Genomic DNA, 15,000 nt, shown 5'->3' with positions numbered 1-15,000 from the left:
GAATGACGATGGATTCTTCAAACTGCGACGGCGCGCGCGCCTGAACCGCTTTCGCTACTGACGCGCGAAGCCGTCGCAAGGTTCATTCGATCTTTAATTGAAATCGTTTTCCAGGAACGGATTGCGCTTCACCGCCTGATCGAGCGTGACGAGCGTCTCCAGCAACGCACCCATCCGGTTCAGCGGCACCGCGTTCGGGCCGTCCGACTTCGCCTCGGCCGGATTCGGGTGCGTCTCCATGAAGAGACCCGCGACGCCCGTCGCGACCGCCGCACGCGCGAGCACCGGCACGAATTCGCGCTGACCGCCCGAGCTCGTGCCCTGCCCGCCCGGCAGCTGCACCGAGTGGGTCGCGTCGAACACGACCGGCGCGTTCGTCTCGCGCATGATCGCGAGCGAACGCATGTCGGACACAAGGTTGTTGTAGCCGAACGAGACGCCACGCTCGCACGCCATGAAGCGGTCTTCCGACAGACCGGCTTCACGCGCCGCGTCGCGCGCCTTGTCGATCACGTTCTTCATGTCGTGCGGCGCGAGGAACTGACCCTTCTTGATGTTGACGGGCTTGCCCGAGCGCGCGCACGCGTGGATGAAGTCGGTCTGACGGCACAGGAATGCGGGCGTTTGCAGCACGTCGACGACCGACGCGACCTGCTCGATCTCTTCGATCGAATGCACGTCCGTCAGCACCGGCAGGCCGAGCTGACGCTTCACCTCGCCGAGGATCCGCAGCCCCTCGTCCATTCCGAGGCCGCGAAACGACTTGCCCGAGCTGCGATTCGCCTTGTCGTAGGACGACTTGTAGATGAACGGAACGTTCAGCTTCTCGCAGATCTCCTTCAGGCGGCCCGCCGTGTCGATCGTCATTTGCTCCGATTCGACGACGCAGGTACCCGCGATCAGGAAGAAAGGCTGGTCGAGACCGACCTCGAAATCGCACAGCTTCATGCTTGCACTCCACGCGCTTGCTTGTTGGCGAGCGCGGCTTCGACGAACGACTTGAACAGGGGATGACCGTCACGCGGCGTGGACGTGAATTCCGGGTGGAACTGAACGCCGACGAACCACGGGTGCATCGAACGCGGCAGCTCCATCATTTCCGGCAGATCCTCGCTCGGGGTACGGGCGCTGATGATAAGGCCGCCGGCTTCGAGCTGGGGCACGAAGCGGTTATTGACTTCATAACGGTGGCGGTGACGCTCGTTCACGTCCTTGCCATAGATCTCTTCGGCCATCGTGCCGGGCTTGATCGGGCAACGTTGCGAGCCGAGGCGCATCGTGCCGCCGAGATCGGATTCCTCGGTGCGCGTCTCGACCTTGCCTTCGCGGTCGTACCACTCGGTAATCAGCGCGACCACGCGTTCCGGCGTATCCGGATCGAATTCCGTGCTGTTCGCCTGCTTCAGGCCGACGACGTCGCGTGCGAATTCGATCACCGCAAGCTGCATGCCGAGGCAGATGCCGAGGTACGGCACCTTCGACTCGCGCGCGTAGCGGATCGCCGCGATCTTGCCTTCCGTGCCACGACGGCCGAAACCGCCCGGCACCAGCACGGCGTCGAGATGCTTCAGGCTATCGACACCGTTCGTCTCGATCTCTTCCGAGTCGATGTACTCGATGTTGACCTTGGTCGACGTGTGCAGCGATGCGTGGCGCAGCGCCTCGATCAGCGACTTGTACGACTCGGTCAGGTCGACATACTTGCCGACCATGCCGATCGTGACTTCGTGCTTCGGGTTTTCCAGCTTCTCGACGAGCGCCGACCACATGCTCAGGTCGGCGTCCTTCGGCGACAGCTTCAGCTCTTCGCAGATGATCCGGTCGAGGCCCTGGTCGTGCAGCATCTGCGGAATCTTGTAGATGCTGTCGGCGTCCCACACCGAGATCACGGCGTCTTCCGGCACGTTCGAGAACATCGAGATCTTCTTCGATTCGTCGTCGGGGATGCGGCGATCCGCACGGCACAGCAGCACGTGCGGCAGGATGCCGATCTCGCGCAGCTTCTGCACGCTGTGCTGGGTCGGCTTCGTCTTCAGCTCGCCGGCCGTCGCGACGTACGGCACGAGCGTCAGGTGCACGAAGCACGCGCTGTTGCGGCCGAGGCGCAGGCTCATCTGGCGCGCGGCCTCGAGGAACGGCAGCGACTCGATGTCGCCGACCGTGCCGCCGATCTCGACGATCGCGACGTCCGGCTCGCCGCAGGTGGCAGATGCCGCCCCGCGCTCGATGAACGCCTGGATTTCGTTCGTGATGTGCGGAATCACCTGCACGGTCTTGCCGAGATAGTCGCCGCGGCGCTCCTTGCGGATCACCGATTCGTAGATCTGGCCGGTCGTGAAGTTGTTGGCCTTGCGCATCTTCGTGCTGATGAAGCGCTCATAGTGGCCGAGGTCGAGGTCGGTCTCCGCTCCGTCTTCCGTCACGAACACTTCGCCGTGCTGGAACGGGCTCATCGTGCCGGGGTCGACGTTGATGTAGGGATCGAGTTTGAGGAGGGTGACTTTCAGACCGCGCGATTCGAGGATCGCGGCGAGGGAGGCGGCGGCAATACCCTTGCCGAGGGAAGAAACTACGCCGCCGGTGACGAAAACATATTTGGTCATCGCTGAATGCTCGCGGGAAAAACGGATTATACCGTAAAGCCCGCCCTTCTCTCAGCAATTGACGCGATGATCCTGCCCTTTCGCGCTGTGCCGCGCCAACCGTGCGCGCCGGGGCGAACCGGCCGGCCGGTCGGTGCAACCGCGCACGCCGGCGCGGTGCACCGGACCGATGCGTCAGGCGCTTTTCGCGAGCGCCGCACTGTCGCGCGGCACGCCACCCTCCGCCATCTTCAGCGAACTCAGCATCCGTTGCAATGCGCGGGCCGTCTCGATCGGCCGCTCCATCGGGAACAGGTGGCTGCCCTCGAGCCATTCGATGCGCCCGCGCGCCGCGCGACGCGTCGCATCGAGCCCGACCTGCCGCACTTCGCGCGAGCGCGTGCCGGCGAGAAAGCCGAGCGGCACCGGCGCGCCGTGCGCGAGCCGCGGGCCGAGCGTATGCGGCAGCGTCCGGTAGATCAGGTATTCGACCTGCCGGTCGAACGCGAGCACGCGTTCGCCGTCGGCGCCCGCCTGCGGAATGCCGTAGTCGATGTAGTCGGACAGCATCCGCTCGTCCCAGAGCGCGAACGCGGGTTTCTCATGAAAGTGCCGCCAGGCTTCGTCGCGGCTCACCCAGCGCGTACGCCGGTTGCGCGTCGCGGCCGCAGGCGACAGCCGCTCGTCGAGCCCCGCCCACTGGCTCGCGCGCAATGCGCCGGCGCGCCATCCCGCGATGATCGGCGAATCGATCATCACCACGCCGCGCACCCAGTGCGGCTTCTTCAGCGCAGCCATCAGCGACAGGTAGCCGCCGAGCGAATGGCCGACGAGCCAGACCGGGCGCTCGTAGCGGCTGCCAATGTCGTCGAGCAGTTGCTCGACGAGATGCGGCCAGTCGCGCGTCACCGGGTAGCGGCGGTCGTGACCGATGCGCTCGATGTAGCGCAGCTCGTAGTCGTCTGCCAGCTCGGCGAAGATCGTCCGGTACGTCGATGCCGGAAAACCGTTCGCATGCGAGAAATGGAGGATGTCCTTCAAACGCCGATGTCTCCTTTGCCGGCGGGAGTCAATGCTTCAACACTTCCTCCGGCCGCCTCATTCTTGACCCGCGCCATCGCGCCGCTCACCGGTCCATCCAGTACCGCCGCTGCACATCGCGATGACGCTCAAACGCGAAACCGCCGCCCGTCGGGGCGACGTCGAACCTCACGGCCCCGTCGCGATCGGTGCGCGGCAGCGGAATCCCGCGCATTTCGTAGCGCGCAAGGACCGTCCGGTGCGGATGTCCGAATCGATTGCGATAGCCTACAGGAAATACCGCGACGCGCGGCCCGACCGAATCGAGGAAAGGCTCGACCGACGACGTCCGGCTGCCGTGGTGCGGCACAACGAGGATCTGCGCGGCCAGCGCGTCGCGCGCATCGCCCACCAGCCGGCGCTCGGAGCGTGCCTCGATGTCGCCCGTCAGCAGCGCCGACGTGTCGCCCGCGTCGATGCGCAGCACGCATGATTGTGCGTTCGAGGAACCAGCGCCGGCACCACCCGGCGGCCACAACATCGTGAATACGACACCGTCCCAGGTCCACCGCTGCCCGGCCGCGCACGGCAGCCGATCGGCCACGCCGGCCGCCCGCGCGTCACGCCACAGCCGGTGCTGCGGCGCAATGCCGGCGAGCAGCTGGCGGACCTCGGCGGCCGCATAGACGGCCGCCGCGCCGCCCGCGTGATCGGCGTCCGCATGACTCAGGACGAGCGAATCGACGGTACGGATTCCGCGGGCACGCAATGCCGGCGCGACGATCCGCGCACCGGCATGGGTCGACTCCGCCCCCGACCCCGCATCGAACAGCAAGGTCCTGCGCGCGGTCTCCACCAGCACCGACGCGCCCTGCCCGACATCGAGCACGGTCAGCCGGAAGCCGCCAGGCGGCGGCGCATCGGGTGCCGGCGCGACCAGCGGCAGCCATGTCATCGGCGCCGCCCAGCGCAGCGGCCAGCCGCGCGGCATCAAGACCCACGCGACACCCATGCACGCAAGCGCCAGAACCGGCCAGTCGGGCATGCGCAGCCAGAACACGCCGGCCGGCCAGTCGGCGAGGTGCCGGAGCAGCGTCATCATCGGTTCGAGCGCCGCATGCGCGAGCCGGAACGCATACGCGTCCAGCGGCGCGGGCAACCCGATCCCGGCGAGCACGATCGGCGTCACGACGGCGCTGACCCACGGGATCGCAAACGCATTGCCGAACGGGCCCGATACCGAGATCTGAGCGAACCACGCGGCCGTCAGCGGCGCAAGACCGATCGTCACCGCGTACTGCACGCGCGTCGCCTGTGCGACACGGTGCCCGGCACGCTTGCACCAAGCGCGCAGCCTGCGGCGGCGGTCGACCGGGGCAGTACCGTCCGTCCCACGGTCGTCACCGCCGTCGAATTCGCGCACCGCGCCCCAGCCCGCCACGGACATCAGGATTACGGCGACCGCGCCAAAAGACAGCCAGAACCCTGCCGACACCACCGCCCACGGATCGACAAGCAGCACGCCGCCGAGCGCCGCGCACAACACGGCGGACGTCGGCACGCTGCGTCCGGCAAGACAGGCAGCCGCCCCGGCCGCGATCATCCACCACGCGCGCTGCGCCGGCACGTTGAAGCCGGCAAGCGCCGCGTAGCCGGCGGCGGCCGTCAGCGCCGCCATCGAAGCCGCATAGGGCGCCGGCATCGCGAGCGCCGCGGCATGTCCGCGCCAGCGCAGACGTCGCCAGACCCACGATACGATCCCGCCCGCGATCGCGCCGACGAGTCCGACGTGCAGGCCCGAAATCGCGACCAGATGACTCGTGCCCGTATTGCGCAGCACGCGCCACGCGTCGTCGCCGATGCCGGATTGATCGCCGACCGCGAGCGCGGTCACGATGCCGCGATGGCGCGCGTCGCTGCCGAGCGCGTCACCGATACCGTTGCGCAGCGCGTCGCGCAGCCGATCGATCGACGCGCGCCACCCCGATGCACGTGCGTCGAGCAGTTCCGCCCGCTCGGGCGCGACCACATAGCCGATCGCACGAATGCCCGTGGCGAGCCACGCCGCCTCGCTGTCGCGCACGCCGGGATTCGCCTCGGCATGCGGGCGTTTCAGGCGCACGACGAGGCGCCAGCGCTGCGCGGCGCGCAAATCGGGCATCGCGTTGCGTGCGGCGGGCGCGCCGTAGGTGCGCCACGACAACCGGATCAGCGGAGGGAAACGGGCCAGCCCCGCATCGTTCGATTCGACGGCCAACAGCAGTCGCGCGCCGGTGTCGTCGATCACCGGCAACCCGCTGATCACGCCAGTGACGACGATGTCGCGCCCTTCCCGCTCGACAGGCAGGCCGTCACGCAGCCGCCATTCCGCGCGTGCGGCCGCATAGCCGAATCCGATCGCGCAGGCGGCGCAGGCGCACAGCATCCACCGGAGCGCGACGATCGAGCGGGTTCGACGGCGCCGTGCACACCATGCGAGCAGCGCACCGCAACCGGCCAGCACGACCGCGCCGCCTACCCAGCCGCCCATACCCGGCAACGCCGCCTGCCGCTGCAGCACGACGACACCGAGCGCAAACGCGATCCACCACACGCGCATCGCACCTCCTCGTCGACCTGGCGCCGCCGTCGATGCGGCACCCTCCAGCAACGATTATGCGGACGAAAGTGCGAGGCGCGGCAGCGCGGCGAGCGCGTTAGCCGTTGTGGATAGGGACAGCGCGTGCGCGTCGATCCCGCGCAGTTCGGCGAGCACGCCACCGATGCGCGGCACCTGGTCGGGCGCGTTGCGGGACTTGTACGCCCACTCGGGCGCGATGTCGGGCGCATCCGTCTCGACGACGATCGCGTCGAGCGGCAACTGCGCGGCGAGCCGCCGGATCTGCAACGCCCGTCCGAACGTCACGTTGCCGCCGAAACCGAGATGCAGCCCCTGTGCGAGATACGCGTCGGCCTGCTGGAAACTGCCGTTGAACGCATGTGCGATGCCGCGCCGCACGCCGAAGCGGCGCAGCCCGGCGAGCACGCGGTCCTGCGACTTGCGCACGTGGCACAGCACCGGCAGGTCGAATTCGCGCGCGAGCTTGAGCTGCCCCTGATAGAAGAATTGCTGGCGGTCCTCGTCGAGCCCCGGCACGAAGTAGTCGAGACCGATCTCGCCGATCGCGACGAAGCGCGGATCATCGAGGCTCGCCTCGATCTCCATGCGCAGGCGGTCGAGATCCTCGTCGCGCGCGTGCGGCGTATACATCGGATGGATGCCGAGCGCATAGACCGCACCCGGCGTGCGCTGGGCCAGTTCGCGCACGGTCGTGAAATTGTCGCGCCCGACGCTTGGGATCACGATGCGCGACACGCCGGCCGCGCGCGCCGCATGCACGACGACGTCGCGGTCGGTGTCGAACTCGGCAGCATCGAGATGGCAATGCGTATCGATCCACATGGCGGCTTTCCTGCGCCCTCGCCGCCGTGCCGGGACTCGCCCGGCGGCACGGCGGGGCGTTCGTTCACACCGGCAGCGCCGGCTCCTCGTGCAGCACGCCGTCGCGCAGGCGCATGATGCGGTCGCAGCGCGCCGCGAGCTCGGGATCGTGCGTGACGATCACGAAGCTCGTTTCGAGCGTCTCGGACAGTTCGAGCATCAGGTTGAACACCGTGTCGGCGGTCGTGCCGTCGAGGTTGCCGGTCGGCTCGTCGGCGAGTACGCACGCGGGCTTCGTCACCAGCGCGCGCGCGATCGCCACGCGTTGCCGCTCGCCGCCCGACAGCTCGCCCGGCCGGTGCTTCGCACGCGGGCCGAGACCGACGCGTTCGAGCATCGCCTGTGCCTGCGCGCGCGCGTCCTCGGTCGTCATCCGGCGGATGCGCAGCGGCATCGCGACGTTGTCGAGCGCGGTGAATTCCGGCAGCAGGTGATGGAACTGGTAGACGAAGCCGAGCGCGCGATTGCGCAGCTCGTTGCGTTCGCGCTCGGCGAGTTGCGTAAACGGCTTGCCGAGCAGCGACACTTCGCCCGCGCTCGGTTCGTCGAGGCCGCCCAGCACGTGCAGCAGCGTGCTCTTGCCGGAGCCCGACGCGCCGACGATCGCGAGCTTCTCGCCGCGCCGCACCGTCAATTCGGCGTTGTTGAGCACCTGCACGTTGAAGCCGCCCTGCACGAACGCCTTTGTGATCCCGCGCGCCTGAAGCACGTATTCCTGCATACCTGCCGAATCCTGTCTGATGGGTTGTCGTGAATCCGCCAATGCGGTCGCGCGATCATTCATAGCGCAGCGCCTCCGCCGGCTTCACCTTTGCGCCGCGCCAGCTCGGATAGAGCGTGGCGACGGCCGACAGCACGAACGCGATCAGGCCGATCTTGATGACGTCGCCCGCGACGAGCTCCGACGGCAGCTCGCTGATGAAGTACACCGACGGCGGCAGGAACTGCACGCCGAACAGATGCTCGATCATCGGGATCAGCCACGGAATGCTCCACGCGATCAGGCAGCCGAGCGCGACGCCCGACGCGGTGCCGACGAAGCCGATCGTCACGCCCTGCACGACGAAGATCTTCATGATCGACCCGGGCTGCGCGCCGAGCGTGCGCAGGATCGCGATGTCGGCCTGCTTGTTGGTCACCGTCATCACCAGCGACGAAACGAGGTTGAATGCGGCCACCGCGATGATCAGCGTGAGGATGATGAACATCATCCGCTTCTCGATCTGGACGGCCGAGAACCATGTCTTGTTCTGCTGGGTCCAGTCGCGAATGTACAGGCTGCCCGACAGCGTATGCGACAGCTCGACCGCGACCTGCGGCGCCTTCTGCATGTCGGTGAGCCGCAGCCGCACGCCGGTCGGCGCGGACATCCGGAACAGTGCCTCCGCGTCGCGGATGTTGATCATCGCGAGCGTGCTGTCGTATTCGTAGTGGCCCGACTCGAACACGCCGACCACCGTGAACTGCTTGAGTCGCGGCATCATCCCGGCCGGCGTGATCGTCCCTTCGGGCGCGACGAGCGTGACCTTGTCGCCGACCGTCACGCCGAGGTTGCCGGCGAGCGCGTCGCCGAGCACGATGCCGAACTGGCCGGGCACGAGCGCGGCGAGCTGGCCTGCCTTCATGTCCTTGCCGATGTCCGACACCTGCGGTTCGAGCGACGGCTCGACGCCGCGCAGCATCACGCCGCTCACCGCGTCCTGGCGCGTGAGCAGCGCCTGCGCGTCGACGTACGGCGCCGCGCCGACCACCGAAGTATTGCGCCGCGCTTCCTGCGCGGTCAGTTGCCAGTCGGGCATCGAGCCGGTCGGCGAGAACACCTCGACGTGCGCGAGCACCGACAGCATGCGGTCGCGCACTTCCTTCTGGAAGCCGTTCATCACGGACAGCACGACGATCAGCGCCGCGACGCCAAGCGCGATCCCGAGCATCGACACCAGTGCGATGAAGGAAATGAAGCCGTTGCCGGTCGTGCGTTTGCCGGCGCGCGTGTAGCGCCAGCCGATCTGCCATTCGTACGGAAGTTTCAAGCGAATCCTTTCTGCTGGTTACGGCGGGGATGGCGGCCCGTGGCCGGAGCGCCGTCCGGCGGCGGCCGGCCGCCCGGGCACGGCCGAAAAAACGGTCGCCGGACGCAATCGGGCCGTCCGCCGGCCCGATCACGCGCGCAGTTTGCCATACAATGCGCACCATCATGCACGACCGACGCCTCCATTTTCTCGTTCCGTTCGCGCTGCCGTCGGCGGCCGATGCGGCCTCGTCCCTGCACACGCTGGACAGCCCCGCGCTCGAAAAGTTGCTCGCCCGCGCCAACCTCGTCGAGCGCGTGGCAGGCGAGGACTTCCAGCGCACGCTGCCGCACGAGCGCTGGCTGGCCCGCCAGTTCGGCGCGACCCAGGGCAACGCCGCCGACGAGGCGCCGCTCGCACCCTACATGCTGCTGGCGGACGGCGGCGACCCGGGTACCCAGGCCTGGGCGTGCGTCGAGCCCGTCCATGTCGAAATCGCGCACGATCACCTTGTGCTCGTCGACCCGGCGAGCCTCGCGCTCGACGACGGCGACGCAGCCGCCTTGCTGGCAGTCGCGCGCCCGCTGATCGAGGAGCTCGGCGTGCGACTGGAGGCGCCGCAGCCAGCGCGCTGGTACCTGTCCAGCGAGCAGTTCGCCCGCCTCGCCGGCGCAGCGCCGCTGCGCGCGAGCGGCCGCAACATCGAGATCTGGCTGCCGCACGAGGCGCACACCGGCGAACGCTCGCGGATGTGGATGAAGCTGCAGAACGAAGTGCAGATGGCATGGTTCCAGCATCCGGTGAACGAAGCGCGCGAAGCGCGCGGGTTGCCCGCCGTCAATTCGATCTGGTTCCATGCGCAAGGCACGCTGAAGCCGGTCGGCAAGCCGTTCGCACGCGTGCTGTCCGCGTCGCCCGCGGCGCTCGGCCTCGCACGCGCGGCGCAAACCGAAGCCGGCGCCGTGCCGGCCGCATTCGATGCACTGCCCGCCGCCGCCGGCGCGTCGCTCGTCGAGCTGCCCACGCTGTCCGCCCCGTACATCGAGCAGGACTGGTCACGCTGGCACGATGCGCTCGCCGCGCTCGAGCGCGACTGGTTCGCGCCGTCCCTCGCCGCGCTGCAGAACGGCGAGCTGGCCGGCGTCGATTTCACGCTGTGCGGCGACACCAGCTCCGTGACGCTGCACGCGACGCGCGGCGACCTGCGCAAGTTCTGGCGCCGCCGCGCGCTGGCATCCCTGTTCGAATAACCCGACCTGTATGACCCGGATCGTTACCCGCCCCGTCGCGCCCGCCGACGCCGAAGCGCTCGCGCGCCACGGCCTGCATCCCGTCCTCGCGCGCCTGTATGCGTCGCGCGGCGTGCAGTCCCCGACCGACATCGAGACGGCCCTCGCGCGCCTCGTCCCGCCCACCGAACTGAAAGGCTGCGCGGACGCCGCGGCGCTGCTCGCCGACGCGATTGCCGACAAGCGGCGCCTGCTGGTCGTCGCCGACTACGACTGCGACGGCGCAACCGCCTGCGCAGTCGCGGTGCGTGGCCTGCGGATGTTCGGCGCGCAGATCGACTACCTGGTGCCGAACCGCTTCGAATACGGCTACGGGCTCACGCCCGAAATCGTCGAACTCGCGGCCGCGCGCAAGCCCGACCTGCTGATCACCGTCGACAACGGGATCGCGAGCGTCGCGGGTGTCGAAGCCGCGAACGCGCGCGGCATCGATGTGCTCGTCACCGACCACCATCTGCCCGGCGACGCGCTGCCCGCCGCGCGCGCGATCGTCAACCCGAACCAGCCTGGCTGCGCGTTCCCGAGCAAGCACATCGCCGGCGTCGGCGTGATGTTCTACGTGCTGCTCGCGCTGCGCGCCGAGCTGCGCCGCCGCGGCGCGTTCGCGAGCAAGGAGGCCGAACCCCGCCTCGACGGACTGCTCGACCTCGTCGCGCTCGGCACCGTCGCCGACGTGGTGCGGCTCGACGGCAACAACCGCGTGCTCGTCGCGCAGGGGCTGCAGCGCATCCGCAACGGCCGCATGCAGCCGGGCATCGCCGCGCTGTTCCGCGCGGCCGGCCGCGAGGCGCGCACCGCGTCGGGGTTCGACCTCGGCTTTGGCCTCGGCCCGCGCCTGAACGCCGCCGGGCGGCTGTCGGACATGTCGCTCGGCATCGAGTGCCTGATCACCGACGACATCGGCCGCGCATGGGACCTCGCGCAACAGCTCGACACGATGAACCGCGAGCGCCGCGAGATCGAGGCCGGCATGCAGCAGCAGGCGCTCGCCGATCTCGCCGACGTCGATCCGGCCGACGCATGCACGATCACGCTGTTCAACCCCGAATGGCACCAGGGCGTGATCGGCATCGTCGCCGGGCGGCTCAAGGAGAAGTTCCATCGCCCGTCGTTCACGTTCGCGCATGCGGACGAAGCCGGCACGCGGGTCAAAGGTTCGGGCCGCTCGATTCCCGGCTTCCACCTGCGCGATGCACTCGACCTGGTGTCGAAGCGCGAACCCGACCTGATCGTCGCGTTCGGCGGCCACGCGATGGCGGCCGGCCTCACGCTCGACACCGGCAACGTGCCGCGCTTCGCGGCCGCGTTCGAGGCCGTCGCGCGAGAGTGGTTGTCCGACGACGCGCTGGCGCGCGTGATCGAGACCGACGGCGAACTCGAGGAAGCGTATTTCACGCCGCAGTTCGTCGGGCTGCTCGACGAAGCCGTCTGGGGCCAGGGTTTTCCGGCCCCGCTTTTCTCCGGCGAATTCGACGTCGTGTCGCAGTCGCTCGTGAAGGAAAAGCACCTGAAGCTGCAGTTGGCGCGCGGCCGCCAGCGCTTCAACGCGATCTGGTTCAATCACACCGAGCCGCTGCCGGCGAGCGCGCTGATCGCGTACCGCCTCGTGGCCGACACGTGGAACGGCGTGACGCGCGTCCAGCTGATCGTCGAACACGCGGCCGGCTGAACGCCGCCGGCCCGGCCAACCGGCCAACCGGCCCGCGGCACTCGCGGGCCGCATGCGCGCCGCGCCGAACGCTCGGCCGCGGCGCGCATGCAAGCACGTTCCGCGTCACCGGGAAACCCCGCCGATCGGCTATAATTCCGCTTTTTTACGAAGCAAGAATAGCGAACGATCATGGAAGCGGAACGTCTCAACGCGATCGAAAGCTCCCTGCTCGACCTGCGCACGCGCGCGGGCGAGCTTCGGGGGTATCTTTGACTACGACGCCAAATCTGCGCGTCTGACCGAAGTCAACAAGGAACTCGAAGACCCGAACGTCTGGAACGATTCGAAGAACGCCCAGGCACTCGGCCGCGAGAAGAAGCTGCTCGAAGGCGTCGTCACGACGCTGACGGCACTCGATAGCGACCTGCGCGATGCGCTCGACCTGTTCGAGCTGGCACGCGAGGAAGGCGACGAAGACACCCTCATCGCATCCGAAGACGACGCGAAGAAGCTCGAAGCGCGCGTCGGCGACATCGAATTCCGCCGGATGTTCTCGAACCCGGCCGACCCGAACAACTGCTTCATCGACATCCAGGCCGGCGCCGGCGGCACCGAGGCGTGCGACTGGGCTTCGATGCTGCTGCGCCAGTACCTGCGCTACTGCGAGCGCAAGGGCTTCAAGGCCGAAGTGCTCGAAGAATCCGACGGCGACGTCGCCGGCATCAAGAACGCGACGGTCAAGGTCACGGGCGAATACGCATACGGCTTCCTGCGCACCGAAACGGGCATTCACCGCCTCGTGCGCAAGTCGCCGTTCGACTCGTCGGGCGGCCGCCACACGTCGTTCTCGTCGGTGTTCGTGTATCCGGAAATCGACGACTCGATCGAAGTCGAAGTCAACCCGGCCGACCTGCGCATCGACACGTACCGCGCCTCGGGCGCCGGCGGCCAGCACATCAACAAGACCGACTCGGCCGTGCGGATCACGCACATGCCGACCGGCATTGTCGTGCAGTGCCAGAACGACCGCTCGCAGCACCGCAACCGTGCCGAAGCGATGGCCATGCTGAAGTCGCGCCTGTACGAAGCCGAAATGCGCAAGCGCCAGGCCGAGCAGGACAAGCTCGAATCGAGCAAGACCGATGTGGGCTGGGGCCACCAGATCCGCTCGTACGTGCTCGACCAGAGCCGCGTGAAGGACCTCCGTACGAACGTCGAAATGAGCAACACGCGAGCCGTGCTCGACGGCGATCTCGACGACTTCATCAGCGCGAGCCTCAAACAGGGCGTGTAAGCGCCGCGGCGCGGCCTCTCCGGTCGCGCCGCCCTTCCCGTTGCGTTGCCGCACCCACTCCGAATTCCGACCATCATGACCGAACCGACCCAAACGCAGCCCGCCGTCGCGGCGGACGAAAACCAGATCATCGCCGAGCGCCGCGAGAAGCTGCGCGCATTGCGCGAGCAAGGCGTCGCCTATCCGAACGATTTTCGGCCGACGCATCACGCCGCCGATCTCCAGGCGAAATTCGCCGACTCGGACAAGGCCGCGCTCGAGGCGAACCCGGTCGAGGTTTCGGTCGCCGGCCGCATGATGCTCAAGCGCGTGATGGGCAAGGCGAGCTTCGCGACGGTGCAGGACGGGTCGGGCCAGATCCAGTTCTTCGTGACGCCGAACGACGTCGGCGCGGAAACCTACGACGCATTCAAGAAGTGGGACCTCGGCGACATCGTCGCCGCACGCGGCGTGCTGTTCCGCACCAACAAGGGCGAGCTGTCGGTCCAGTGCAAGGAGCTGCGCCTGCTGTCGAAGGCACTGCGTCCGCTGCCGGACAAGTTCCACGGCCTCGCCGACCAGGAAATGCGCTACCGCCAGCGCTACGTCGACCTGATCGTCACGCCGGAAACGCGCGACACGTTCCGCGCGCGCACCAAGACCATTGCGTCGATCCGCAAGTTCATGGACAACGCCGACTTCATGGAAGTCGAAACGCCGATGCTGCACCCGATCCCGGGCGGTGCCGCGGCGAAGCCGTTCGTCACGCACCACAACGCGCTCGACATGCAGATGTTCCTGCGTATCGCGCCGGAGCTGTACCTGAAGCGCCTGATCGTCGGCGGCTTCGAGCGCGTGTTCGAGATCAACCGCAACTTCCGGAATGAAGGCGTGTCGCCGCGCCACAACCCGGAATTCACGATGATGGAGTTCTACGCCGCGTACACCGACTACCGCTGGCTGATGGACTTCACCGAGCAGCTGATCCGCCAGGCGGCGATCGATGCGCTCGGCACCGCGACGATCCAGTACCAGGGCCGCGAGCTCGACCTCGCGAAGCCGTTCCACCGCCTGACGATCACGCAGGCGATCCAGAAGTACGCGCCGCAGTACACCGACGGCCAGCTGTCGGACGACGCGTTCCTGCGCTCCGAACTGAAGCGCCTCGGCGTGGACGTGTCGCAGCCGGCCTTCCTGAACGCCGGCATCGGCGCGCTGCAGCTCGCGCTGTTCGAGGAAACCGCCGAATCGCAGCTGTGGGAGCCGACCTACATCATCGACTACCCGGTCGAGGTGTCGCCGCTCGCACGCGCATCGGATACGGTGCCGGGCATTACCGAGCGTTTCGAACTGTTCATGACCGGCCGCGAGATCGCGAACGGCTTCTCGGAGCTGAACGATCCGGAAGACCAGGCCGCGCGCTTCAAGAAGCAGGTCGAGCAGAAGGATGCAGGCGACGAGGAAGCGATGTTCTTCGACGCCGACTACATCCGCGCGCTCGAACACGGAATGCCGCCGACGGGTGGTTGCGGGATTGGCATCGACCGTCTCGTGATGCTGCTGACCGACAGCCCGACGATTCGCGACGTGCTGCTGTTCCCGCACCTGCGCCGCGAAGACTGACGGCCCCCCCGCGTGCGCCGCGCCCCGCAGCGCACGCGTCAGCTTTGTAACCACGCGTAAATCCCGCTCGCC

Annotated in this window: 11 protein-coding genes; 4 read left to right on the top strand and 7 right to left on the bottom strand. The window is 67.9% G+C overall.

Going from position 1 to position 15,000, the window contains the following annotated elements; all coding sequences use genetic code 11:
* Positions 1-93 precede the first annotated feature (93 nt).
* The 7 genes from kdsA to WS66_RS18740 form a co-directional block, all read right to left on the bottom strand.
* On the bottom strand, positions 94-948 hold the full coding sequence (gene kdsA / locus WS66_RS18770) for a 3-deoxy-8-phosphooctulonate synthase (protein ID WP_044848177.1): 855 nt from the start codon (positions 946-948) through the stop codon (positions 94-96).
* Positions 945-2,603, bottom strand: coding sequence for a CTP synthase (locus tag WS66_RS18765; RefSeq protein ID WP_059464180.1), 1,659 nt, complete (start codon positions 2,601-2,603; stop codon positions 945-947). Before WS66_RS18765 ends, kdsA begins: the two co-directional genes overlap by 4 nt.
* Before the next feature lie 174 nt (positions 2,604-2,777).
* Positions 2,778-3,623: an alpha/beta fold hydrolase gene (locus WS66_RS18760; protein WP_059608396.1), complete on the bottom strand. Its 846-nt coding sequence runs from the start codon at positions 3,621-3,623 to the stop codon at positions 2,778-2,780.
* Between the two features lie 85 nt (positions 3,624-3,708).
* On the bottom strand, positions 3,709-6,201 hold the full coding sequence (locus tag WS66_RS18755; RefSeq protein WP_059608397.1) for a DNA internalization-related competence protein ComEC/Rec2: 2,493 nt from the start codon (positions 6,199-6,201) through the stop codon (positions 3,709-3,711).
* A 54-nt stretch (positions 6,202-6,255) separates the two neighbouring features.
* A complete protein-coding gene (locus WS66_RS18750) occupies positions 6,256-7,044 on the bottom strand; it encodes a TatD family hydrolase (protein ID WP_059608398.1) in 789 nt (262 codons plus the stop codon).
* A gap of 64 nt (positions 7,045-7,108) precedes the next feature.
* Complete coding sequence (lolD, locus tag WS66_RS18745) at positions 7,109-7,804, bottom strand: lipoprotein-releasing ABC transporter ATP-binding protein LolD (RefSeq protein ID WP_059608399.1); 696 nt, start codon at positions 7,802-7,804, stop codon at positions 7,109-7,111.
* A 55-nt stretch (positions 7,805-7,859) separates the two neighbouring features.
* Positions 7,860-9,113 (bottom strand): lipoprotein-releasing ABC transporter permease subunit, encoded by a 1,254-nt coding sequence (locus WS66_RS18740; RefSeq protein WP_059608400.1) that lies wholly within the window; start codon positions 9,111-9,113, stop codon positions 7,860-7,862.
* A 152-nt stretch (positions 9,114-9,265) separates the two neighbouring features.
* On the opposite strand from WS66_RS18740, the gene WS66_RS18735 reads away from it, so the two are divergent.
* The 4 genes from WS66_RS18735 to lysS all read left to right on the top strand — a co-directional run bounded on the left by WS66_RS18735 (position 9,266) and on the right by lysS (position 14,928).
* On the top strand, positions 9,266-10,342 hold the full coding sequence (locus WS66_RS18735; RefSeq protein WP_059608401.1) for a hypothetical protein: 1,077 nt from the start codon (positions 9,266-9,268) through the stop codon (positions 10,340-10,342).
* Positions 10,343-10,352: 10 nt separating this feature from the next.
* Positions 10,353-12,050 (top strand): single-stranded-DNA-specific exonuclease RecJ, encoded by a 1,698-nt coding sequence (gene recJ / locus WS66_RS18730; protein ID WP_059608402.1) that lies wholly within the window; start codon positions 10,353-10,355, stop codon positions 12,048-12,050.
* A 171-nt stretch (positions 12,051-12,221) separates the two neighbouring features.
* Positions 12,222-13,326 (top strand): peptide chain release factor 2 gene (prfB, locus tag WS66_RS18725; protein WP_105787638.1). Its coding sequence is split into 2 segments (ribosomal slippage): positions 12,222-12,302 and positions 12,304-13,326, totalling 1,104 coding nucleotides; the frame shifts between segments, so codons are not numbered across the junction.
* A 75-nt stretch (positions 13,327-13,401) separates the two neighbouring features.
* Positions 13,402-14,928: a lysine--tRNA ligase gene (lysS, locus tag WS66_RS18720; RefSeq protein ID WP_059535844.1), complete on the top strand. Its 1,527-nt coding sequence runs from the start codon at positions 13,402-13,404 to the stop codon at positions 14,926-14,928.
* Positions 14,929-15,000 lie beyond the last annotated feature (72 nt).

The sequence above is a fragment of the Burkholderia sp. LA-2-3-30-S1-D2 genome (genome assembly GCF_001523915.2).
Lineage (GTDB): Bacteria > Pseudomonadota > Gammaproteobacteria > Burkholderiales > Burkholderiaceae > Burkholderia > Burkholderia diffusa.
Note: the sequence above shows the minus strand (reverse complement) of the source record. Positions and strands in the feature narration are given on the sequence as shown.

Excerpts from the sequence above, each read along its gene's own strand:
- recJ (WP_059608402.1), top strand. The coding sequence starts at position 10,353 with ATGACCCGGATCGTTACCCGCCCCGTCGCGCCCGCCGACGCCGAAGCG.
- lysS (WP_059535844.1), top strand. The coding sequence starts at position 13,402 with ATGACCGAACCGACCCAAACGCAGCCCGCCGTCGCGGCGGACGAAAAC.
- WS66_RS18755 (WP_059608397.1), bottom strand. The coding sequence starts at position 6,201 with ATGCGCGTGTGGTGGATCGCGTTTGCGCTCGGTGTCGTCGTGCTGCAG.
- WS66_RS18750 (WP_059608398.1), bottom strand. The coding sequence starts at position 7,044 with ATGTGGATCGATACGCATTGCCATCTCGATGCTGCCGAGTTCGACACC.
- lolD (WP_059608399.1), bottom strand. The coding sequence starts at position 7,804 with ATGCAGGAATACGTGCTTCAGGCGCGCGGGATCACAAAGGCGTTCGTG.
- WS66_RS18765 (WP_059464180.1), bottom strand. The coding sequence starts at position 2,603 with ATGACCAAATATGTTTTCGTCACCGGCGGCGTAGTTTCTTCCCTCGGC.
- WS66_RS18735 (WP_059608401.1), top strand. The coding sequence starts at position 9,266 with ATGCGCACCATCATGCACGACCGACGCCTCCATTTTCTCGTTCCGTTC.
- kdsA (WP_044848177.1), bottom strand. The coding sequence starts at position 948 with ATGAAGCTGTGCGATTTCGAGGTCGGTCTCGACCAGCCTTTCTTCCTG.